This is a genomic window from Paenibacillus thalictri (genome assembly GCF_004307995.1).
Classification (GTDB): domain Bacteria; phylum Bacillota; class Bacilli; order Paenibacillales; family NBRC-103111; genus Paenibacillus_AF; species Paenibacillus_AF thalictri.
Map to the genome: position 1 here is coordinate 171,015 of NZ_SIRE01000009.1, position 23,137 is coordinate 194,151.

Genomic DNA, 23,137 nt, shown 5'->3' on the forward strand with positions numbered 1-23,137 from the left:
TATGAAGAAGCTGAAGATCGGCTTTATCAGCTTTGCCCACGGTCACGCGTTCAGCTACATCAACTGCATGTCCCGTCTGCCCGAGGTGGAGATTGTCGGTATTGCCGACGACAACGAGAGCCGGGTCGCAGAAGTTGCGGCAAAATACGGTGTGCCTTATTTTGCCGATTATAACGAGCTGCTGCAGACCGATGTGGACGCTGTCGTCATCTGCTCGGAGAACGTGTACCACGCTCCCATCACAATAGCCGCGGCGCGCGCGAAAAAACATATTTTGTGCGAGAAGCCGTTGGGCACGTCCACGAAAGATATGGAGCAGATGATTCGGGAATGCCGCGATCACGGCGTACAACTGATGACCGCGTTCCCGTGCCGATATATACCGGCTGTTGTGCAGGCTAAACAGGCAATTGACAGCGGCGAGATCGGAGACATTGTGGCGATCAAAGGTACGAACCGCGGCCGGATGCCGGGCCGTTGGTTTATCGATAAGTCGCTGTCGGGCGGCGGCGCGGTATTTGACCACACCGTACATGTCATGGATCTAATGCACTGGTTTCTCGGCTGCAAAGCAGTCGAAGTATATGGCATTGCGGATACGCTGTTTAACGATGTCGACATCGACGATGCAGGTATGGTGCATGCCAAGTTCGCCAATGGCGTGGTGACGGTTCTCGACCCCAGCTGGTCGCGGTCGCAGAAGTCGTTTCCGATGTGGGGCGACGTCACAATGGAAATCATCGGGACTAAAGGCGTCATTTCCGTCGACGGTTTCGCCCAGAAAAACGAACTTTACAGCGATCAGGCGATCAAGCCGCAGTGGAGCCACTGGGGAGACGATATGGACCAATATTTGGTCCAAGCGTTCGTGCAGGCGCTGCTTACCGGAACGCCGGTTCCGATTACCGGCGAAGACGGGATGAACGCCGCCGCGGTAGCGCTGGCCGCTTATGAATCGGCGCGCACCGGCGAACCGGTTCGCTTGGATTAGGTTTTACATCCACATAGGAAAAAAAGGAGCCGACTGCGCTCCTTTTTTTATTGGGCCGGGTTTAATCCACTTTTGCACCAAACGAACGCAAGAACACAACGGCTTGCGCCGCATCCATGCGAACCCCTTTGACGTCCAGTGATTTGAAATCGATTCCTTCCACGAAAGCCCCGCGTAAATCCGCGTTGTGCAGTCTGGCTTTGCTTAGTTGGGTACGCGTCAAATCTGCGTCTCTTAAGTCTGCTTTCTCCAGATTGGAGCCGTACAGATCGGCTTCATAGAAGCGGACACCCCGTAAATTTTGTTTGGACAAGTTGACTTCCCGCAGGTTAGTGTAGGACCAGTCTCCCTTGGCAATCGTGATGCCATCGAATTGGGCTTGGGTAAAGTCGGAACCGGTCATTTTACACTCGGTAAATTTGGCGACGAACAGATTGGCCCCTTGAAAGTTGCAATTGGTGAAGGCCGACTCATTATGTATGGAAGCATTTAGCGAGGCGCCGCGAAAATCGCATTCCGTAAATCGGCATCCGTAGGTATTGATCTCCTCCAAGGAAGCGCCGCGAAAGCTGCAGCGTACGAAGGTGCATCTCAGCAGTTCCCCGTCCCTTTGATCGGATCGGCTGAAATCGGTATCTTCATAGGTTTGATCCGTATATTGATACATAGCTTGGTCATCCCCCATCAAAATCGTTCGAATAAATCCAGTATATCAAACAAATGTTCGTAAATAAAAGGGGTAAACAGAGATTCCTAACTGTGAGCTGCTTTTGTCGATTTTGAAAAGTTGGAGGAGATAAGAACTATGACCCGGTTTATATCATATTTTAGTATAAAAAATAAAAAAATGTAGACATATGGGATAAAATAGGTAATATTGTAATTAATTATTTGTTTTATTAAGAGGAGATTGTTTCGTGGAATATGTCGCGTTCTTTATTCTCGGTACTATTGATATATTTTTGGTTCTGGCCTTCATCTTTAAAATATTTCGTTGGCCTCTCGGTTCCTATATTAAAGAGTGCATTCTCATAGCGTTTTTATGTTCTCTTGAATCGTTTGCGAATCGATTTGTCTTTGATCTGGCTGAATACGATGCTTTAATACAAGTAGTGACTATTATGCTGTGCGTGCATTATATCTTGCGAGTAAATTTCTATCATGCGATAACGTTATCGGTCATTGGCGTGATGGCCTACTTTGAAGTAGTTTATGTTATGTATCAAGTACTAGAACAAATTGATATCGTTTCCACTTCTGATGCAGCGGCTTCGGTTGGTGAAGGTACATTTATAATTCAGCTTACAAGCGAAACTTTCGCTGCGATAATCGTATGGTTAATATATAAGTTTAATCTGGGCTTTTCTTATGTTGCTGTTCCTCCCCATGACCGCAAAACCAAGTTTACAGCCGAAGAAAAGATAAATATGACAGTTGATTTTGTGGCGGCTCTTGTTATTTTTGCTACTAATTACTGCATTATCACATTAGGTCGACTTGGAATCGGCGCTATGATGGTTTCGGAATTTATCGCTTTATGTTTGTTGTTATATCTGGCAAGAAGGAGGGATTATGCACATGACAGACCCCATTGACTTTGCCGCCGAGCGTATATCGAATTTGATTAAAAAATTAAATCCTGAAGAAACTGTTGAAGTCGAAGTCATGAACTACTCGTTGAGTCTGGGAATGAATTTGCTACTGACAGTATCTTTTATTATGGCGATCGGATTTATGACGAATACTGCTTTATCGACGCTTCTCTCCTTCCTGATATTCGCAGTCCAACGTTTTTTTGTGAAAGGATTCCATTTCAAGTCTTTGACACTATGTGTTTTGGTCACAACTACGCTAATTGCCTCGATACCGCATTTACCATTACCACAGCTTGCTATTACCCCTATCGGAATTGTATGTACACTAATTATCCTCTATAAGGCTAAAGTAAAGCCGATTGCCAAATTGATTCCGTTTTTTGTTATAGCTATCGGTATGATTCTTCAAGATTCTGTAATTATATTAGCATGTGCTGCTCAGGCGATAACACTGGTACCGAAAGGAGGTGATTTTAATGTCGAGTACACTCGTAAAAAAAATTGCTAAGTATTCTTCACAAGTATTAAGCGTGGTCGCATTGATTCTTGTTGTCACTAACAAGCTGCCGATTGGTGACAAAGAAGTTCCCGCTAGCTTGAGAAAGTAGTACCGCCTATGAATTCAGTCATCAGTCTGGATGTTCCTTGTTACGATGAAACCGTATCTACAAACGAGATTCTTTTTATCGAGCTGGCATACAAGAATAAGGTTCCCAAAATACTTGTCCACACCAAGGAAAATGAATTCGTTTCCAAAATATCGGGATCGATGGAAGCCATGGAAATATTGCTGGCCAAGTTCGGGTTTGTTCGTGTGGACAGCGGGGTTCTGGTTAATCTGAACTACTTCGGCTCATTTGAGAAGAATTTTTATGGCGGTATCAACTTATGTTTTATTGACTCTGCGAAAAAAGTAAGTTGTTCTCGTTCCGGTTACTCCAGAGCTAAACAAATATTGGAATCTGATGGTTAAAGTTAAACATCGGGTTCCTTTTTGTTTTTCATTCTATTATCATAGGAGATAAAATTCGTCAATAGCAGATTTTATATGGTAAATCCGTCGTTCCAAAACTGTAAAAAATTGTGGTATATTGTGAATACACAACTTGCAGATTGTACACTTGAATACAATATAAGGGTGGCTAATCGCATGGTTATACAGTCTGGAGAGAAGCTTTTTCAAGCCATTAACGAAATCATACAACCCCATATGGCGGGTCTGGATGACGAAACCTTGCAGCAATTAACCGATGCTGTTGCAGCAGCTATCAATCAACATGAAGCGCGGCTGCGCGCTCTGGTGCTGGATCCGAACGAACCGGGAGAATTGATCAATATTTTCGTGGATGAAATCTTGTATATAGATACCGATAAAAAAAGACGGATCGTACATCATCACAAAAATGGGGCCGATTACATGGAGGCCGCATCATTAAACGATTTTAATGAAAGTGTCTCGTTTTTTGAACATGGCTTTCGGATGCTGGACAACTCAAATTTCGTGAATGTCGATTTGGCTCGCAGTTTTAATAAAACGCGCGGTGAAGTGTATTTTGACGAAAATCAGCGTAAGGCGGCAAGCGTCGCAAGAACTCATGCCTCATTGCTGCAGCATGAACTGAAAATTCGGGGTCTTTAATCGATTGCAAACTTATATAAACGACAACTAACCGGCTGCGGCCGGTTCATTTGCGTTGCAGCTAATGAAAAAACAATCCAATCCAAAGCCTTCCGCTCCTTCCTCCCGCAACAATTCAAGTAGAGTGTAAAATAATGGGTTAAAAGAGGTGAGGAAGCTTATGCAGTTGATAAAAGGAATAAACTATACGTCTTTCATCAAAAGCCGAGCTGCAATTCTGTTAGCGGGTGCACTGATCTTGAGCTTCTGTGGCATATTATACAGACAATATGAGTTGCATAGTCAGAAGCAAAATGTTCAAGCCGTTATCGGCGCATTGCAACTATTGGATCACCACTTTTTGAAGTATGAGACGCTGTTGGATTCGGTTGTTTCCAATATGACTGAGGAGAAACAGGTTGCGATCATTTCTGAAGACCCGTATGAACATTTTGTGGCATCCGAGAAATTACAACGGGAAGTGCTTACCCCATTATTATTAACTCATCCGGAGATAAGCTTTCTACAATTGCAAGTGGAGGATGGGGTGGAGATATCAAGTGGAAATGAATTTAAAGGTGGAGGGACCAAGCTGTTTGATCCCGTATCCGATTTTATTACGGTAAATCTCAATCATTCTTTTACCATGATTAAGCCAATAAACCTATATTCCAAACGAGCGAATTTACGGTTGGACTTACAACCTGACAGTGTATTATACGACGAGTTGGATTCCAAAGGCTGTTTCGAATGCTCATTGGTTATATTAGCAGATGATGGAAAGACGGTCTTCCCAAGCGGGCATGCCACCTTAATGGACATGGATTCAAACCGCACTTATACCCGACAGTCGGATTACTTGCGATGGTCCGTTACCGGAATAGAGCCTTCGATATATCAATTGTTCGTAAATCTAAAATGGGTGTATCTTTTTTTATGTATTTCACTGGTATGGATCAGTTGGCGAATATGGAGCAGGCAGCCAAAAGCTAAATTAGCAGATTTGGACGAAAACGGGAAGCGATTCATTGAAACGATGCAAACTAAAGGAGAATGCGCGGTCCAAAACGAAAGTAAAGCGTCGCTTTCCACGGAAGAATTTCTGAATTATAGCGCATTAAAGCTGCAATATAACGAGCATTTCTTATATAACACGCTTGAAACGATCAATTGCTACGCCATTTTGCATGATACAGGCGAAATCTCGGAAATCGTTGAAGCCGCAGCCGGCTTGATCCGCTATTCCGAATCGAGGAAACAAAAGGCAACACTTAAGCAAGAGCTTGAAAACATACGCCAATTTCAAATTGTGCTGGAATACAGGCTGCAGAAAAAAGTGAATCTGGTCGTAGAGGTGCCGGATCGGTATGAGCAAGTGATTTTACCCAAACTGACTTTACAGCCCCTTGTGGACAATTGCATATTGCATGCCTTTAAGGACGGACTGGATTCGGAGCATCGCATTCGGATCTATCTTGAGGAAGCGGAGCGGCACTATGCCATTTATGTTGAAGATAACGGATGCGGCTTCAAAGCAGATGCGGCACCCATGCTCAGGGAGCACCTGAGTACAGGGCAACCTGAAGTAGGCAGGGGATTGGTTACGGTAGAGCAGCGGTTACAGCTGATTTTTGGACCGGCGTCTGGTTTGGAGGCGGTCAGTATCAAGCCGCATGGGGCAGAAGTTCGTATCCTCATACCAAAGCAAATTTCGGTCAATGGAGAAAGAGCGCCCGCAAATTGTGCAGCTCGCTGGGGTTATTTTTTTGAAAATGCAAGTAAAAGCGAGATATGCTGTGCGGCAAAGAGAATTTGTGGAGGGCGGGGCCAATTTGGTTTGCCAAAATGTCTCCATTCGGCCGCCAAGCAGTCCAGGATTTCTTTACAGCCAACCGCTCCGGGTGTAGTATTCAAATCAAGATTTATCGGCAAGGTCCGATAAGCGAATCGCTGAATTTCTTCGTAGTGAAGAAAGCGGGGGAACCAATGTGTCGTGAAGTGCCTGCGTGAAGAGCGGTAAACATGACTTGGGGTGAATCCGGTTGTGCGGAGCGAGTGGGCTCCGCCACACGGTAGGGCGACTCTCACCGTCCGAATCCGACAGCTAACCTCGTAAGCATATGGAGAGAGAACCGCGTTCGAGCTATGCGGATTGCGCGCAATTTGTCCAAGAGCCCGAGAGCAGGGATCCTCTGCTCTTTTGGGCTTATTTTGTTGTATTCAGAGACTTATATGAACGATTGGGAGAGTGGTAGAAATGGTTGAAGTAAGTGACCCCCTGACTGGCATAAGTGACATTCGCTTAGCGAATAGCAGGGTAGGATTAATGGAAATATTCCGGTTCGATTGCGATTGGGCAGCAGGCCATCAGATGAACAGCTGTGCAGGAGAATATTGCTGCGGAGTGCTTAAAATCTGCAGCAGCGGGGCCAGCGGATGGGGAGAATTCGCTTTTGCTTACCCGCAGCAGAAATTCGATATGATTCATTGGGCGTGTGTCTTTACGCATCTGAAGGGACTTTCCATCGCCGGTGCCATTCGTTACGTGCAATGCGGACCTGAAGGATGGGACGATATCAGGCAGAAAGCGGCGTTGGCCGCTTTATCTGATCTGGCCCGGCAACTGCTGCATCCCGCAGACCAGCCGCAAGCAGCGGCCTACCCGCTAACGCGTTCCTACTTAATTGCGCATTCGCAGGCTTATTTTTCTTGTTAGCGCAAGCTTCCCCAATCAAGCTCCTGTTCGATTCGCAACGCGGACAGGAGCCGCCGCTATGAAAACCATCCCTTCCGCCGAAACCACACATACATGCCGACGCCAATCCCAAACATGACGCCCAGCACGAAAAAGTACCCGTATTTCCACGATAGTTCCGGCATATTATCGAAATTCATACCGTAAATACCGGCGATAAACGTTAGCGGCATAAAAATCGTCGTAATGACCGTGAGTGTTTTCATAATATTGTTCATCCGGTTGGAGCTCATCGACATGTGGCCGTCGCGAATATCCGATGTGATCTCGCGATTGGTTTCAATCATCTCGGACAATTTCAACAGGTGGTCGTAAATATCTTTGAAATAAACGGCATAATCCTGAATGCCGGCGATTTTTTCCGTATATTGTATGCGGTACAGCAGGTCGCGCATCGGCACGATCGTCCTCCGCAGTTTAAGCAGTTTCCCCCGTATTTCAAAAACAAGGTTCATCACATCGTCGATTTTGCTGCGTTCATCTTCATCTTCAAGGTCCGCCACTTGGCCTTCCAACGAAAATACGCTGGGAAAATACTCGTCCACCAGCTTGTCGATAATCGTATAAGCGACAAACAAGTGGTTTTTTTCCGCCATTGTTTTATCGTTCACCAGCTTGCTCCAGGCGCTGTCCATCTCGCTCAGCACGCTGTTATGATACGTGACGATGTAGTTGGGCCCGATAAACATGTTGACTTCTTCGGCTTTGAGCAGCTTGGGGTTGATCGCATGCAGCACAAGAAATTGAACGTCGTCATAATGGTCCAACTTCGGCCGCTGCAGCAAATGCAGGCAATCTTCTATGGCCAGAGGGTGAAAATGAAAGCCATGCTCCAATAACTGGGTTTCTTCTGCCGTCGGGGCGTTTAAATCGACCCAATACCAAGAAATATCCGACTTCATCAACCGCTCTAAAGGCTCGTTCTGCAAAAGCATCGAATCATGCGTGACGGCTATAGACCGAATCATGGAAAACCTCCTGTCCTGCAAATTCGTCTGTCCATCATGAGCAGGATATCATATAAAGTAAAACATGAAAAATACGTTCATTTCCAGTGTTGTTTGAAGAAACGGATGTGAAAGCGGATTCAATTGCTGGAATCGTGAATTCTCTCCTATAATGCTGCTTCAAGCTCGTTATTTTAAAATATTCGCGAGAACCGTAGAAATCATGTGTATGAAAGAGATAATTAGAGGCGGCGGAGTTGTTTCATACTCTTAATTGTCTCATTTCAGCTAAAAAGGTGCCTGAGTTTTCTTTACAGTCCCATGTGCCGGGTGTAATATTCAATTCATGATTTATCACTAATATTTCCAACAATGATCGCTGAATTTCTTCGTATTTGAAGAAAGCGGGGGAACCAATGGGTTGCGTGGTGCCGGTGTGAGAGCCGGTTATCGCAACATGGGGTGAATCCTGGAGACGGAGCGCCATGGGCTCTAACTCCGGGTAGGGCGACTCTCACCGCCCGAATCCGACAGCTAACCTCGTAAGCGTGGAAGACGAAACAGCCTCTTATATTGTCTTGTAAGCAGCTGTATTCGTTATGGAGAGGATGATGGAGCTTGTGATCGTATAATCGGCCACAGAGCTTGATGCCTCTGTGGTTTTTCACTGTCTTTTTTTGAAAAAGAAATGAAAAGAAATACGCTGAATTTTTTCCGTTCATGGAAAGAAGCGGGGGAACCAACTAGGACTGAGGGGATCGCATTAATGTGTATCCCTCAATCTAACGGGGTGAATCCCGGCTTGTGGTGCGAAGCAATGCGCCACCGCCAGGTAGGGCGGCTCTCTCGCCCGAATCCGACAGCTAACCTCGTAAGCGTATAGAGAGGCAACGATGGCCGCGATATGGACACAGTGTTTTTTTGTGCCTGGACGAAGCCGCGGGAAAAGCTCTCTCTTTTCCTGGCAGGCTTCTTTTTTGTTGCTTCCTCTGCAAGTATTGTAGGAGGGAAACGTAAATGGAACCGGAGTGTATATTAGTTTCTGCGCCGACCAAAGCCGGAGAACGGTTTATCTGTGAGCTGCTGAACCGGCATTTGCCTGTCGCAGCGATGACCAATAGCAAAGCGGAAGCTATAAGATTAAAAGAGCTTGGTGTTAAAACCATAATCATAGTAGATACTATGGATCAACTGGCCTGGAAAAATCCCAAATTTCCAGTCGGGCAAGTGTATTTGTTTGAACGAAGCTTTACGTTATGCTGCCGCTACATTCAAATTTGCCGGTCATGGACGTCGAAACCGATCTGCGTAGTTACGGATTCGGATCATGCCCGCCTTGTTTATAAAAGTCTTGGGGCGGCATTTGTCGTTCATTCGCGCAGCGAAGACGTCTCGTTCCTAATTCCGAAGGGGTAGACGCTTATGTCCGTAGGCGACTACGGAACAGTCGCTAGTTCCGCCATTTTGCAGGATAGATTCATATTTTAAGTGAAGCGGAGGTTGTTATGATGCTAGATCTCTGCATGATCATCATGCTTGCAGTAACTTATGTACTGTTCGTCCTATTTATGTCATGGTGCGGTTCTGTTATCGAGGAATCGGGAGGAGAACGGAAATGATCGTAGTCTATTTGTTTACGGCATTTATTTTTATTTATTTGGTGTACGCCTTGATACATCCCGAAAAGTTTTAAACGTCGGTTGTTTTAAACGTCCGGTTGTTTTAAGTGGTCGGCCGTGTTACTTATCTAAAAGTATGTAGGAGGTTACCCCGGCATGGGCATATTGCAGATCGTGATTGTGATTGCAGTGTTGACGCTGCTTGTCAAACCGTTAGGCACTTATTTGTACAACGTTTTTTCCAATGAGCCTAACCGTACGGATAAATGGTTCTCATTTTTGGAACGGCCGATTTTTTCCTTAATCGGATTAAAGAAACGGCAAGGGATGACGTGGAAGACGTACGCGCTCAGCTTTATGATCACGAATATCGTGCTTGTGGCCGTCAGTTATCTCATTTTGAGGCTGCAGAAGGTGCTGCCGCTGAATCCGAACGGCACGGATAATATGGAAGAGACACTGTCGTTTAATACGGTAATCAGCTTTATGACCAATACGAACCTGCAGCATTACAGCGGCGAGTCGGGGCTCAGTTACTTCGCGCAAATGGCCGTCATTATGATGATGATGTTTACGTCTGCGGCTACAGGATTTTCCGTGGCCATTGCATTTATTCGTGGATTGACTACTAAGGGTCGGACGATCGGCAACTTTTTTGAAGACTTCGTCAAAGCGCACACGCGGGTGTTTATCCCGTTTGCTATCGTCATCACACTGCTGCTGGTTGCATTAAACGTTCCTCAGACGCTGCAGCCGACCGTAACAGCAACAACGTTGGAGGGTGTGGAGCAGCACATTGCGATTGGTCCCGTCGCTTCGCTGGAATCGATTAAGCATCTGGGCACGAATGGAGGCGGATTTTTCGGCGCCAACTCGGCTCACCCGTTTGAAAATCCGAATCCGCTGACGAATGTGATCGAAATGTTATCGATGTGGATGTTATCGGCGGCTCTGCCTTACACGTACGGCTTGTTCGCCAAAAACCGAAAACAGGGCTGGGTCATATTCGGCTCGATGATGATCCTGTTTGTCGTGTTCCTTTCACTGGTATACTCGGCAGAATCGGCCGGCAACCCGGTCATGAACCGCCTGGGTATCGATGCTTCCGGAGGCAGCATGGAGGGCAAAGAGGTCCGTTTCGGCATCGCGCAATCCGCGCTGTTTACAACTGTGACAACTGCAGCAACGACAGGTTCGGTCAACAATATGCACGATACGCTGACACCGCTTGGCGGGATCACGCCGCTTGCTCTAATGATGCTGAACTGCGTATTCGGGGGAAAAGGCGTCGGACTGGTTAATATGCTCATGTACGCGATATTGGCCGTATTCTTGTCCGGACTGATGGTGGGCCGCACGCCGGAATTCCTCGGCAGAAAAATCGAAGCCCGCGAGATGAAGCTGATCGTCGTAGCGATACTGGCCCATCCGTTTATTATCTTGGCGCCAACGGCGATTGCTTTGGTAACCGATCTGGGGACGGCGGCCATTACGAATCCGGGCTTTCATGGGATTTCCCAAGTGCTCTACGAATATACGTCGTCCGCAGCGAATAACGGTTCCGGTTTTGAAGGACTTAGCGACAATACGCCATTCTGGAACATTTCAACAGGTCTGGTCATGCTGTTTGGCAGATATATCTCGATGGTGGCGATGCTCGCCGTTGCCGGATCTTTGCTGCGGAAACAGTGGGTACCAGAGACGATCGGCACGTTCCGTACGGATAACGGTCTGTTTACCGGTATATTGGTCGGTACCGTGCTGATTATCGGCGCGCTGACGTTTTTGCCGGCCATCGTGTTGGGCCCGGTTGCCGAGTATTTAACGATTCGTTAACGGATGAGGTGAATGAGGATGAATTCGAATAGAAAAAGTATGCTGACCGGTCCAATTGTAAAAAATGCGCTGAAGGACAGTTTTATCAAGCTGAATCCGGTTACGATGATGAAAAATCCGGTCATGTTTGTCGTAGAGGCCGGTACGGCGGTGGTGCTGCTGATGACGGTGCTGCCCGGATATTTCGGGACACAGGAGCAGATCGGGTTTAATTTTACGGTATTTGTGATTTTGCTGCTAACCTTATTGTTCGCCAATTTTGCCGAAGCGCTTGCTGAAGGGCGTGGCAAAGCGCAGGCCGATTCGTTGAAAAAGACGAAAAAAGAAATTACCGCCAATTTATTGGTTAACGGTACAATCAAGCAGATTCCATCCACGGATTTGCGCAAAGGCGATATTGTCATCGTAGCCCAAGGGGAAATGATTCCCGGCGACGGCGAAGTGATTGAAGGGCTTGCCTCGGTCGACGAGTCGGCCATTACGGGTGAATCCGCTCCCGTCATTAAAGAGGCGGGCGGCGATTTCAGTTCGGTGACGGGAGGAACACGTGTCGTCAGCGACCGGATCCAAATCCGCATTACCAGCGATCCGGGAGAGTCGTTTATCGACCGGATGATTTCTCTAGTAGAAGGGGCGAAGCGGCAGAAAACGCCAAACGAAATCGCATTGAACACGCTGCTGACCAGTTTGACCTTAATCTTTCTGATCGTTGTTGTCACTCTTGCGCCGCTTGCGCGTTTTCTGGAAATCAATCTCGAAATTCCCGTTCTGATCGCCTTGCTCGTATGTTTGATTCCGACCACGATCGGCGGTCTGCTCTCGGCTATCGGTATCGCCGGTATGGACAGGGTCACGCAGTTCAATGTGCTGGCGATGTCCGGTAAAGCGGTGGAAGCGGCGGGCGACATTAATACGATGATCTTGGATAAAACGGGTACCATTACGTTCGGTAACCGGATGGCAAGCCGGTTTATCCCGGTTGGCGGGGAACAAGAAGCGGAGCTGGCCGCATGGGCTGCCGTCAGCTCCGTCAAGGACGAAACGCCGGAAGGCCGTTCGGTGCTTGAGCTGTTGAAAAAACAGGGTATGACATATCCCGAATCATTGGGAGATAACGGGACATTTATTGAATTTAAAGCGGAAACCCGAATGAGCGGCTTTGATTTGGCGGACGGCCGGAAAGTGCGCAAAGGCGCCGTGGACGCCGTCAAAAAATGGGTGGAGGCGGCGGGTGGAACGGTGCCGGGCGATTTGGACGACAAGGGCAACACTATTGCCAAAGAAGGCGGGACGCCGCTTGCCGTCGCCGTGGACGGCCGGATTTTCGGCCTGATTTATTTAAAGGATACGGTGAAACCCGGCATGCGGGAGCGGTTTGAGCAGCTGAGAAGCATGGGGATCAAGACGGTGATGTGTACCGGCGATAACCCGCTGACCGCCGCAACTATCGCACGTGAGGCCGGAGTGGACGATTTTATAGCGGAAAGCAAACCCGAAGATAAAATCGCCGTAATCCGCAAGGAGCAGAACGAAGGCAAACTCGTAGCGATGACCGGCGACGGCACCAATGACGCTCCGGCCTTGGCGCAAGCCGACGTGGGACTTGCGATGAACAGCGGAACGATAGCCGCCAAGGAAGCGGCGAATATGGTCGATCTTGATTCCGACCCGTCCAAAATCATTGAAGTCGTAGCCATCGGCAAACAGCTGCTGATGACCCGCGGCGCATTGACCACGTTCAGCATTGCCAATGACGTCGCCAAATATTTTGCCATTATACCAGCTATGTTTACACTGGCCATCCCGCAAATGGAGGCGCTCAACGTGATGCGGCTTGGCTCGCCGATGTCGGCTATTTTATCGGCATTAATTTTTAATGCCATTATTATTCCGATCCTCATCCCGCTGGCGATGAAAGGTGTCGCCTACAAACCGATGAGTTCGACACGGCTGCTTAGCCGCAATATCTTCGTTTATGGATTGGGCGGCGTGGTTGTTCCTTTTGTCGGGATCAAAATCATCGATCTGATTGTTCATACGTGGATATAAAAAGAACATCGCATATAAATAGAGAGGAATGAAAAAGGATGAGCACAACGGTTCATGACGAACAGGAAACGGCTGCTTTCTCGATAGGTACGGCGATTCGGGTCAGTCTCGTATTTATAGTCATTTGCGGGATCATATATCCCTTGGTGTGCACGGGGATTGCGCAGTTAACGATGCCGGGCAGGGCAAATGGCAGTCTTATCGCCAATGCGAAAGGCGAGGTGATCGGTTCCGAGCTGATTGGTCAAAAGTTCGACGATCCGAAGTATTTTCAAGGACGGGTATCCAGTATCGCTTACAAAGCAGACGCCTCCGGTTCGAACAACTACGCGCCGTCCAATCCCGATATGCTGAAGCGGACGGAAGCATCGATCGAGGAATGGAAAACAAACAATCCCGACGTGCCGGTCGGCAAGCTGCCGATCGCGCTTATTACGAATTCGGGGTCCGGGCTTGATCCGCATATCACTCCCGAATCAGCGGCGGTGCAGATCCCGAGAATCAGCAAGCTGACGGGCATTTCCGCCGATCAGCTGACTAAGTTGGTAGGGGATCATACGGAAGGACGCGATTTGGGGATATTCGGGGAACCGCGGGTGAACGTGTTGAAGCTGAATCTTGCCTTAAATGATCTGCTGCGTAAATAAGCAGGGCGCGCGGGAAGGGCTTGGAAACGGCCGGAGGTTCGCTGCGTTAAGCGCCGTTACGTGGGGAGCTGCGCTAATGAGGAGCGGGACTGGGAGGGGACAATGATGGAGTTTAAGCGCAGGTCGCCCGAGGACATATTGCTGTCCATATCTCAGCTGTACCGGGGCCGGTTGAAGGTATATATAGGCGCAGTCAGCGGCTCGGGCAAAACGTATCATATGCTGCGGGAGGGACAGGCGTTGGCGCAGCAAGGAATCGATGTCGTCATCTGCGCGGTGTCCACAATGCAGCGGCGCGAAACGGTGGAACAACTCGGCAGCTTGGAACGGGTCCCCAGCATCCATTGGATGAACAACGGCGAAGAAAAGAAAGATTTGAATCTGGACGCCTTGCTGGCACGTAATCCGGAAGTGGTGCTGGTGGATGGGCTCGCTCACCGGAACCGCAAGGAGGCGCGTTTTCCGACGCGGCTTGACGATATTCAATTTCTGCTGAGCCGCGGCATCGGTGTCATCACGACGGTTAATGTATACGAGCTAGAGGGCGTACGGGAGCTGGCGCATAAATGGACCGGCATCGCAGCGGGAGAAACGGTGCCGGCGGATACGCTGGAGAAGGCGGACGAAGTCGTCTTGGTCGATGCGACTCCCGAGGCGCTCTTAAGCCGCGCGGCCGAAGGCAATGTCAAGCCGGATCCATCCGGCGGGGTGTATCAACGCGGTAATTTAGCTGTGCTGCGGGAGCTGGCGCTGCGGCTTGTTGCCGAAGGAGTCAATGATTCGCTGGAAAAGCATCGCGAGGAAATGGGGCTTATCGGCGCTTCGGGAGCGGCGGAACGCATTCTCGTATCCGCGCAGTATCACTGGAACGGCTCCATTTACGTGCGCAGAGGGCAGCAGATCGCCAAGCGGCTGAACGGGGACCTGCTTGTCGTCACCTTCGTGGACAAACGCAAAGAGCTAAACAAAGAGGAGGCGGCGTTCCGAAGGTCCGTGAAAAAGCTGGTGGAGAAGGTGGGAGGCGAGTTTGCGGAGCTGCCTTTCTCCTCGAGGAAGATGCTGCCGGAGGCGCTGGTCCGCTATGCGCAGGAGAACTGCGTAACGCGCATCGTGCTGGGACACTCCAAGCAGACGAGATGGCAGGAGTTTTGGCAAGGTTCCATTGTGCGTAAAATGCTGAACAAGGCGCGTAATGTCGATGTTTTTATCGTGGCTGACCGTACCGGAGTGGAAGGCGAGCGGATATTGCCGGCCAAGCTGAACCGTCCTGCTGCGGAAGCCGAGCTTTTCCGCCGCTTAAGCACGCAAGAGGTTGAACGCCAAATGAACCGGATCCGGCGCGGCCAATTCAAGGTCTACATCGGTGCGGCTCCCGGGGTCGGGAAGACGTATACCATGCTGCGTGAAGGCAACGATCTGCTGAAGAAGGGAGTTAATGTCGTTGTCGGTTTGCTGGAAACGCACGGCCGCAAAGAAACCGCAGACCAGATCGGCGATCTGGAGCTGATTCCCCGCAAGGTGCTTGATTACCGCGGGACCCGGCTGCAGGAGATGGATACGGAACGGTTAATCGGGCTTAACCCCGAGGTCGTGCTTGTCGATGAGCTGGCCCACACGAATATGCCGGGAAGCCAAAACAAAAAGCGGTACGAAGATGTGCTGGAGCTGCTTGCGGCAGGGATTTCGGTCATCTCTACGGTAAATGTGCAGCATTTGGAAAGCTTAAACGATGCGGTGGAACAAATTACCGGGATCCGGGTTAGGGAGACGGTACCCGACCATATTTTAAGATTGGCCGACGAAGTGCAATTGATTGACGTTTCCCCGCGGTCGCTGCAGGAACGGATGAAAGCCGGCAACATTTACGCGTTGAATAAGGTCGACGAGGCGCTGGCCAACTTTTTCAAGACAGGCAATTTGATCGCTTTAAGGGAGTTGGCGTTGCGGGAAATCGCGGACGATGTGGATGAACGGCTTGAGGCATGGGAGCGCAAAAGCCCGCTCAGGGGACCGTGGCGGCGCAAAGAGGTGATTTTTGTATGCGTAAGCAGCAGCGCTCAAGCCGAAAGGCTGATCCGCCGGGGATTCCGTATCGCCCATCGGCTGAAGGCCGCCTGGTACGTCACGTATGTGCAATGTCCGCGTAAAGGGACGCAAAGCGCGGAGGCAGACGCCGAACGTAACGGGCGATTGAAGGCACTGGCCGCACTGACTGAACGATTGGGCGGCAAATTTGAGCTGCAGGAAGCGCGGAAACCAAGCAGCAAGCACATATCGGAGACGCTGATGGCCAAAGCAAACGAATATCAAGCAACGCAGCTGATCGTAGGGCAATCCAGGCGCACATGGTGGCAGAAGCTTCGGCACGGTTCGGTGGTGGCCAGACTGCTCCGCGCTTCCCGGCACATGGACGTGCTTGTTGTGGCCGAATACGATCCGCTGAATGTGAAGCGAAAGGACCGGACTCAGGCATAAACATCGGCGACTTCCATTCTGTTCCAATACTTCGTTATGCCGTCCAAAGAATAGGAGCCACGCAGAAAACTGTGGGCTCCGTTTTGTTTTTTCTAATTGCTTAAGTAACACGGTAGCGGAATAATGAAGTCCAGAAGTGCTTTTTCTTCGGGGGGCGGTGGCGCTCGGTCCGCGAGACATGAATCGGCTTGAACGAAGGATAATAAGGGTCGGGTTCGGCCGCTACGGCTGCTTCCAGACCGTTCATTGCCACGATATCTGCGTGCGTCTGAATTTCCTCGGCCAATTTCGCCAAGCTTGCCGCTTCATCTGCAGCAAGTCCGGACATGGGAGCCATCGTGGCGCCAATTAGCGCCGTCCCCGCCGTTGTTTCCGTTATTCCTGCGGCTTCGTATGCAGCGGCAGTCTGGATCCGCTGCTCGTACATGTCGCTCCAATGCCGCTCCAGAGTCTCAATTCTTGCCGCCATCGATTTGATTTTCTCCTGCTTCAGCCGGGTTTCGTTTTGCTGCCGCTCCAGCTTGACGAGGCGTTCGGAAAGCGCCGCATTTTGGCGCTGCAGCTCAGAAATCAGCGAGTCGGCTAATTTTAAGGATAGCTTCGGCTTTTTGAACTCTTCTTCAGGGGTTCCGTTAGGCACGTTAGCAGCCTCCTTTAATAAAATAAAATCTAGTAATAAATTGAATTGCGCTTTAGTAGACTTATTGTATATAAAACCGTTTAAGATTACTGTCGAAGCCCGCTGTCAAAGTTACAGAACAACTGCCGAGCGGGGGGCGATCGGCGCGGCTTTGCTCTAAACGGACAAGTTCTTAAGAAAAACTTCAGATTTTTTTAGTTCGTCTTGGCAGGGATATGCCGATTTTAATTTAATATGTTTTTAAGGCTTATCATTTACTATGAACTGAAGCGATTGGTAAAAAAGGAACGAGAAGGGCGGGATGTGTCTAGTGGCAGTGAGCAGTTCTCTATTGTTTCTCAAAAAATTCATTTATAATCCAGGACAAATCGGCAGTGTATTCCCAAGCTCAATGCTTCTGGCCAAGGCGATGACGGATCCGATTCCGTGGGAACAGGTTCAGGCTGTAGCCGAACTCGGCTCGGGAACCGGGGCGATTACACGTCTGATCGAATCGAATCTGTGCCAGCCGGCCGATGTGTTTCTATTTGAGAAAGACGATGTCATGCGAGCCAATCTTCAGCGTCAATACGCTCATTTCAAGTGCTGCTCCAATGCGAGCCAGCTGTTAAACGTCATTCAGCAGAACGGAATCAAGCAGCTTGATTGCATCATCAGCGGTTTGCCTTTCTTTAATTTCCCGAAGCAGCAGCGGGACGTGCTGATGGATCAAATCGTGCGCTCTTTGAAGCCGGGAGGATATTTCGTAGCTTTTCAATATTCTTTGCAGATGAAAAAGCAGCTTAACGATATGTTGGAACTGGAGAGCATTAAATTTGTGCCGCTGAATATTCCCCCCGCATTCGTATATATTTGCCGTAAAACCTAAGCATCATGCCGGTATCCGGCATCCTCAATACGCATAATCATAGAGAGAAGACCCGTGCCCCGCGAGGCAAAGGTCTTCTTTTTGCGTTTAGGGCGGTTGCCGGTTGCGGTTCCCGGACGTTGTGAATCTAATAGATTAAGAGATTCGCAGCCACTTTGCTGAAAAAGGAGGGGATGGAATTGCTGCAATCCGGACATTATAATTTGCCGCTTGTCGTTCTGTCTTTTGTGGTTTCGCTTGTTTCGTCGTTTATCGCGCTGGATATGGCCCGCAGGGTCATGCAGTCCCAGGGCTCGGCGCGCAAAATATGGCTCATCGGCGGTGCGCTGGTGATGGGCATCGGCATCTGGGGAATGCATTTTATAGCGATGCTCGCTTACCGGATGGATTATTTGGTTGTATACGACATCAAAATGATTGTTTTGTCGGTCATCGTTGCAATCGCAGCTTCATTTTTCGCGTTGTCTCTGGCGGGATTGCCGGTCATCCGCAAGTATGAGCTGGCCGGCGGCGCGTTGTTAATGGGACTGGCGATTAGCGGCATGCATTACACCGGCATGGCTGCGGCAACGATGATGCCCCAAAGTTTAGATCAAGCGGCAGTCCCCTCCCTTGATGGGAATATATTGGGCGTTGCGATCGCTTTTGGCACTTTGATTTTGCTGGGAGTTACGCTGATCGACCGGCAGTTGGCGCATCAGACCGCTTTCAAAGGTTCGATCCTGGAATCGGCGATTGACAGCATTATGATGTTCGACCACCGGAAGCGGATTATCGAATTTAATCCGGCGGCGGAGCGGATTTTTAACCGGCGGCGGGAAGACATGATCGGCAGGCCGCTTGAGCTTGTTCTGGATGTAGCCGCTATTTTGAAGGAGAAGCGGAAGGTTGAGGGGATGGACGAGGACCCGATACAGAGCATTCTCGGACAGAGGCTTGAGACGTTGGCCTTCCATGCGGACGGAACGCTGATTCCGGTAGAGCTGACCGTCACCCGTGTGAAAATTGAAGGCGAGCTGCTGTATACCGCTTATCTCAGAGACATTACGGAGCGGGTGCGTTCCGAAAATTTAATTAAAGAGATGGCTTATCATGACATGTTGACCGGATTGCCTAACCGCAACGGCTTCAACAGCATTGCCGTCAAGCTTTTCGATTACGCTGCGGCCGTCAATAAAACCGTAGCGATGTTATTTGTCGACTTGGACCGGTTTAAGCTGATTAACGATACATTGGGGCATCAGGCCGGCGACATGCTGCTGCAGGCGTTCTCCCAGCGGCTCAAAAAGTGTGTCCGCGAATCGGACACGGTTTCGCGCTTGGGCGGCGACGAATTTCTGCTGCTGCTGCCGGGTGCGACGCCCAATTGTGCGGCCAAAATCGCCCAGCGCATGGTTGCGGCGATGACGGAGCCTTTTATCCTGGGCGGACAGACGGTATTCGTTACTTCCAGCATCGGCATTACGATGTTTCCCGCAGACGGCGAAAATTTGGAAACGCTGGTGAGGCATGCGGATACGGCCATGAACGCAGCCAAAGAGTGGGGGAAGGATACGTACCGCTTCTACGAATCCCAAATGAACGAAGCCACCTCGCGTAAAATGGAACTGGAGCAGTCGCTTCGCAAGGCGCTTGAGCATAACGAATTCGTGCTGTATTATCAGCCGAAGTACAATTTGCTCACGGGAAAAGCGTTTGGTGTTGAAGCTCTGGTCCGTTGGCGGCATCCGAAGCTCGGAATTGTGCCGCCGTCGGAATTTATTCCTCTGGCTGAGGAAACGGGACTGATCGTACCGTTAGGCGATTGGATCTTGCGCACGGCCTGCATGCAGAACCAGAAGTGGATCAATGAGGGGCTTCCGGCAATGAGAATGGCTGTGAATCTGTCCATGCTGCAGATCAGCCAAGATAATTTGGTAGAGTGGGTCCAAAACGCCCTGGATTACTCGGGCATGGATCCGGATTATCTGGAGCTGGAGATTACGGAGAGTATCGCCATTCTGAATGAATACGGGATCGAAAGGAAGCTGCATGCGCTGCGGGCGATGGGCATCCGTATTTCCGTCGACGACTTCGGAACGGGTTACTCCTCGCTGAGCCGTTTAAACCAGCTGCCGATCGATACGCTCAAAATCGACCGTTCCTTTATTCGCGATATCGCTTCTTCTGAAGAAAGCTCGGTCATTTTGAAGGCGATTATTTATATGGCCCGCAGTCTGAATCTAACGGTGCTGGCGGAGGGCGTGGAGACGGAGGAGCAGCTGCGCTTTCTTCAGAAACATCTTTGCATGGAAGGGCAGGGGTATTACTTTAATAAGCCGCTGTCTGTGGAAGATATGGAGCGGCAGCTGATGATTTGGGGTCCGGCATAAGACTATCTTTTTTTACCTTCGTTTTAGTTTATCTTAATATTCCGTTAAGTTTGTGGGCGCATGATTGTACTTGTAAGCAGCACGATACACCATGAATCGTCGCTAACAATCATCCTGCAAATTATCAATATAAACGGAGGTAATTTATTATGGAAGACAACAACAAATTCATAGATTCCAATCATGAGGAACAACAGCAGCCGACCAAAACAGAGCACAACCAAGAGCATTCGATGAGCTGGAGAAGCCAGCCGCGGTATATCGATGTCGGACCTTCTTCCCAGCTTCAATCGGAGCCGTACCGCAAAAAACGGACCAGCGGCAAAAGTGTTTTTTCCGCCTTCATGGCCGGAGCCATTGTCGTCGGAAGCTTGATGTTTGTCTCGGATAAAATGGACTTATTCTCTGGAGGATCTCATCCGCTCGCTGCCGGAACGCCTGTCGCATCGGTCACCGGTTCCAATAACGGAGGTGTGAAGACCGCCTCGGTATCGGACATGGCCGGTACAAACACGATTGCTTCGATCTCCAAACAAGCCAGTCCGGCAGTCGTCAAAATTGAAACAAAGGAAAAAGCGAAAAGTACAAAAGGCAGCACGATTTATGACGATCCGTTTTTCAGACAGTTTTTCGGCGGGGGCGGCATGCAGCAGCAGCCTTCTCAGCAGGAAGATCAAAGCGGGGAACTTCAGCCCGCAGGCATCGGATCCGGATTTATTTTCGAAAAGACCGGTTATATTTTAACAAATGAGCATGTGATCGACGGAGCGGACGAAATTGACGTTTACGTCCAAGGCAGCGATGAGCCGTACAAAGCCAAATTGCTTGGCAACAGCTATGATCTAGATTTGGCGGTGCTGAAAATCGAGGGAAGCGACTTCCCGACGCTGCCGATCGGCAACTCGGATAATGCGGAAGTAGGCGAATGGGTAGTGGCGATCGGCAACCCGTACGATTTCGACTACACGGTTACCGCCGGACTCTTGAGCGCTAAAGGCCGTCCGATCAGCATCTCCGATACGAAAGGTACAAGAAATTACAAAAACCTGATTCAAACCGATGCAGCTATCAACCCCGGCAATTCCGGCGGCCCGCTGCTTAACATGGACGGAGAAGTCATTGGGATCAATACGGCAGTTAACTCCGAAGCGCAAGGCATCGGATTCGCTATCCCGACCAGCACAATCAGCTCGGTTCTGGAGCAATTGAAGAACAACGTCGCTATTCCTAAAGAACCGTCTCCATATATCGGGGTCAGCTTGCAAAACTTGTCCCAAGATATGTTGAACGATCTGAAGATAGATAGCACCGAAGGCGCGCTTGTTGCCGACGTCCAACGGAAAACGCCAGCATTTGAAGCCGGCATTCGTCCTTATGACGTTATTGTCGCCGTAAACGGCAGCAAAGTCGCGACAACGACAGAGTTAACGAAGAAAGTGCAAGCTGCCAAAGTTGGAGATAAACTGACCTTAACCGTCATTCGTGATGGCAGCAAGCAGGATATTGTCGTCAAAGTCGGCGATAAAAACACAAGCAGCGACACAAACAAATAAGTATTTATAATGTGCCTGCTTTTCATATAGATTATGCAATGCACAGCGAGCGCCGCCCTTTCGAGGGCGGCGTTTTGCGTGCGTCGCCGTCAGGCTTTTTGGCATCCTGCCTTTTCTTTGTTATGATAAATACAAGTATAATTTTAGGAAAGCGGGGATTGTTACATGACTGAACGTATGAACTCCCATGAACACAGCGGATATGAACTGGCGACTTTTGCCGGGGGATGCTTTTGGTGTATGGTTACGCCGTTCGAACAAATGCCGGGGATTAAAAAAGTAGTGTCGGGTTATATCGGCGGGCATACCGTAAATCCGACCTATGAGCAGGTTTGCTCGGAAACGACGGGTCATGCTGAGGCGGTGCAAATCACGTTTGATCCGGTATTGTTCCCGTATAAGAAGCTGCTGGAGCTGTTCTGGCAGCAGATCGACCCGACGGATGCGGGCGGACAGTTCCATGACCGGGGTTCGTCTTACCGGACGGCGATATTTTATCATAACGAAGAACAGCGGCAGCTTGCCGAAGCTTCCAAGCAGGCACTTGAGCAGAGCGGCCGGTTCGATCGTCCGATCGTCACGGAAATCACCGCGGCCAGCGAATTTTATCCCGCTGAAGAATACCATCAAGACTACCATCACAAAAATCCGTTAAGATACAAAATGTACCGGAAAGGTTCCGGCCGCGACGCTTTCCTTAAGCAGGTCTGGAATACGCCCAAGGATAAGGAAACGCGCAGAAGCAAGCTGACTCCCATGCAATATGAAGTAACGCAGAATAGTGCGACCGAACCGCCGTTTCGCAATGAGTTCTGGGATCATCATGAAGAAGGCATCTATGTCGACATCGTATCCGGAGAACCGCTGTTCAGCTCGCGCGACAAATTCGATTCGGGCTGCGGCTGGCCGAGCTTTACGAAACCGATGCACAACGGATCCGTTATAGAACATCAAGATCTCAGCCACTTGATGATCCGTACCGAGGTTCGCAGCAAGGAAGGCGATTCGCATCTTGGCCATGTGTTTGAAGACGGCCCGAAGGAATTCGGCGGACTGCGTTACTGCATCAACTCGGCCGCGCTTAAGTTTATCCCGGCCGGCGAGATGGAGAAGGAAGGTTATGGAGCGTACCTTCGTTTTCTGAAAGAAGAGAACCGTTGATATAAACGGAG

General features: G+C 49.5%; 20 protein-coding genes and 3 riboswitches. Of the genes, 17 read left to right on the plus strand and 3 right to left on the minus strand.

What is annotated here, in order from left to right; all coding sequences use genetic code 11:
- The first annotated feature begins 1 nt into the window (after window position 1).
- Complete coding sequence (locus EYB31_RS13885) at window positions 2–991, plus strand: Gfo/Idh/MocA family protein (RefSeq protein ID WP_131013939.1); 990 nt, start codon at window positions 2–4, stop codon at window positions 989–991.
- 61 nt (window positions 992–1,052) lie between these two features.
- On the opposite strand, the gene EYB31_RS13890 is transcribed toward EYB31_RS13885, so the two are convergent.
- Window positions 1,053–1,658, minus strand: a complete 606-nt coding sequence (locus tag EYB31_RS13890) for a pentapeptide repeat-containing protein (protein ID WP_131013940.1) — start codon at window positions 1,656–1,658, stop codon at window positions 1,053–1,055.
- Window positions 1,659–1,908: 250 nt separating this feature from the next.
- On the opposite strand from EYB31_RS13890, the gene EYB31_RS13895 reads away from it, so the two are divergent.
- The 6 genes from EYB31_RS13895 to EYB31_RS13920 all read left to right on the plus strand — a co-directional run bounded on the left by EYB31_RS13895 (window position 1,909) and on the right by EYB31_RS13920 (window position 6,920).
- The gene (locus tag EYB31_RS13895) at window positions 1,909–2,586 is read left to right on the plus strand and encodes a hypothetical protein (protein ID WP_131013941.1); all 678 of its coding nucleotides are present in this window, start codon (window positions 1,909–1,911) and stop codon (window positions 2,584–2,586) included.
- Window positions 2,570–3,094 (plus strand): accessory gene regulator B family protein, encoded by a 525-nt coding sequence (locus tag EYB31_RS13900; protein WP_165452416.1) that lies wholly within the window; start codon window positions 2,570–2,572, stop codon window positions 3,092–3,094. Before EYB31_RS13895 ends, EYB31_RS13900 begins: the two co-directional genes overlap by 17 nt.
- A gap of 108 nt (window positions 3,095–3,202) precedes the next feature.
- Complete coding sequence (locus EYB31_RS13905; protein WP_131013943.1) at window positions 3,203–3,559, plus strand: LytTR family DNA-binding domain-containing protein; 357 nt, start codon at window positions 3,203–3,205, stop codon at window positions 3,557–3,559.
- Between the two features lie 75 nt (window positions 3,560–3,634).
- The gene (locus EYB31_RS13910; RefSeq protein ID WP_131013944.1) at window positions 3,635–4,225 is read left to right on the plus strand and encodes a LytTR family DNA-binding domain-containing protein; all 591 of its coding nucleotides are present in this window, start codon (window positions 3,635–3,637) and stop codon (window positions 4,223–4,225) included.
- Between the two features lie 160 nt (window positions 4,226–4,385).
- The gene (locus tag EYB31_RS13915; RefSeq protein ID WP_131013945.1) at window positions 4,386–6,146 is read left to right on the plus strand and encodes a sensor histidine kinase; all 1,761 of its coding nucleotides are present in this window, start codon (window positions 4,386–4,388) and stop codon (window positions 6,144–6,146) included.
- A riboswitch (cyclic di-AMP (ydaO/yuaA leader) is annotated at window positions 6,143–6,339 on the plus strand. (Overlaps the previous gene by 4 nt.)
- A 191-nt stretch (window positions 6,340–6,530) precedes the next feature.
- Window positions 6,531–6,920 carry a hypothetical protein gene (locus EYB31_RS13920; protein WP_131013946.1) on the plus strand — a complete coding sequence of 130 codons (390 nt, stop codon included), beginning with the start codon at window positions 6,531–6,533 and terminating at the stop codon, window positions 6,918–6,920.
- A 56-nt stretch (window positions 6,921–6,976) separates the two neighbouring features.
- Here the strand turns inward: EYB31_RS13920 and corA are convergent, their stop codons facing one another.
- The gene (gene corA / locus EYB31_RS13925) at window positions 6,977–7,927 is read right to left on the minus strand and encodes a magnesium/cobalt transporter CorA (protein WP_131013947.1); all 951 of its coding nucleotides are present in this window, start codon (window positions 7,925–7,927) and stop codon (window positions 6,977–6,979) included.
- Window positions 7,928–8,273: 346 nt separating this feature from the next.
- Window positions 8,274–8,470, plus strand: a riboswitch (cyclic di-AMP (ydaO/yuaA leader).
- Window positions 8,471–8,597: 127 nt separating this feature from the next.
- Window positions 8,598–8,798, plus strand: a riboswitch (cyclic di-AMP (ydaO/yuaA leader).
- 125 nt (window positions 8,799–8,923) lie between these two features.
- Here corA and EYB31_RS13930 point away from each other — a divergent pair.
- The 6 genes from EYB31_RS13930 to EYB31_RS13955 all read left to right on the plus strand — a co-directional run bounded on the left by EYB31_RS13930 (window position 8,924) and on the right by EYB31_RS13955 (window position 16,532).
- Window positions 8,924–9,322 (plus strand): hypothetical protein, encoded by a 399-nt coding sequence (locus EYB31_RS13930; protein WP_131013948.1) that lies wholly within the window; start codon window positions 8,924–8,926, stop codon window positions 9,320–9,322.
- A gap of 199 nt (window positions 9,323–9,521) precedes the next feature.
- Window positions 9,522–9,599 (plus strand): K(+)-transporting ATPase subunit F, encoded by a 78-nt coding sequence (gene kdpF, locus EYB31_RS41530; protein WP_420819441.1) that lies wholly within the window; start codon window positions 9,522–9,524, stop codon window positions 9,597–9,599.
- Window positions 9,600–9,681: 82 nt separating this feature from the next.
- The gene (kdpA, locus tag EYB31_RS13940) at window positions 9,682–11,361 is read left to right on the plus strand and encodes a potassium-transporting ATPase subunit KdpA (protein ID WP_131013950.1); all 1,680 of its coding nucleotides are present in this window, start codon (window positions 9,682–9,684) and stop codon (window positions 11,359–11,361) included.
- An 18-nt stretch (window positions 11,362–11,379) separates the two neighbouring features.
- Entirely contained in the window at window positions 11,380–13,410 is a 2,031-nt protein-coding gene (gene kdpB / locus EYB31_RS13945; RefSeq protein ID WP_131013951.1) for a potassium-transporting ATPase subunit KdpB, read from the plus strand.
- A gap of 38 nt (window positions 13,411–13,448) precedes the next feature.
- Window positions 13,449–14,057: a potassium-transporting ATPase subunit KdpC gene (kdpC, locus tag EYB31_RS13950; protein ID WP_131013952.1), complete on the plus strand. Its 609-nt coding sequence runs from the start codon at window positions 13,449–13,451 to the stop codon at window positions 14,055–14,057.
- Window positions 14,058–14,159: 102 nt separating this feature from the next.
- On the plus strand, window positions 14,160–16,532 hold the full coding sequence (locus tag EYB31_RS13955; RefSeq protein WP_131013953.1) for a universal stress protein: 2,373 nt from the start codon (window positions 14,160–14,162) through the stop codon (window positions 16,530–16,532).
- 100 nt (window positions 16,533–16,632) lie between these two features.
- Here the strand turns inward: EYB31_RS13955 and EYB31_RS13960 are convergent, their stop codons facing one another.
- Entirely contained in the window at window positions 16,633–17,172 is a 540-nt protein-coding gene (locus tag EYB31_RS13960; RefSeq protein ID WP_131013954.1) for a hypothetical protein, read from the minus strand.
- 301 nt (window positions 17,173–17,473) lie between these two features.
- On the opposite strand from EYB31_RS13960, the gene EYB31_RS13965 reads away from it, so the two are divergent.
- The 4 genes from EYB31_RS13965 (at window position 17,474) to msrA (ending at window position 23,126) form a co-directional block, all read left to right on the plus strand.
- The gene (locus EYB31_RS13965; protein WP_131013955.1) at window positions 17,474–18,040 is read left to right on the plus strand and encodes a class I SAM-dependent methyltransferase; all 567 of its coding nucleotides are present in this window, start codon (window positions 17,474–17,476) and stop codon (window positions 18,038–18,040) included.
- A 179-nt stretch (window positions 18,041–18,219) separates the two neighbouring features.
- Window positions 18,220–20,412: a putative bifunctional diguanylate cyclase/phosphodiesterase gene (locus EYB31_RS13970; protein WP_165452417.1), complete on the plus strand. Its 2,193-nt coding sequence runs from the start codon at window positions 18,220–18,222 to the stop codon at window positions 20,410–20,412.
- A 149-nt stretch (window positions 20,413–20,561) separates the two neighbouring features.
- Window positions 20,562–21,965: a S1C family serine protease gene (locus EYB31_RS13975; RefSeq protein ID WP_131013957.1), complete on the plus strand. Its 1,404-nt coding sequence runs from the start codon at window positions 20,562–20,564 to the stop codon at window positions 21,963–21,965.
- Window positions 21,966–22,130: 165 nt separating this feature from the next.
- Window positions 22,131–23,126, plus strand: a complete 996-nt coding sequence (gene msrA, locus EYB31_RS13980) for a peptide-methionine (S)-S-oxide reductase MsrA (RefSeq protein ID WP_131013958.1) — start codon at window positions 22,131–22,133, stop codon at window positions 23,124–23,126.
- Window positions 23,127–23,137 lie beyond the last annotated feature (11 nt).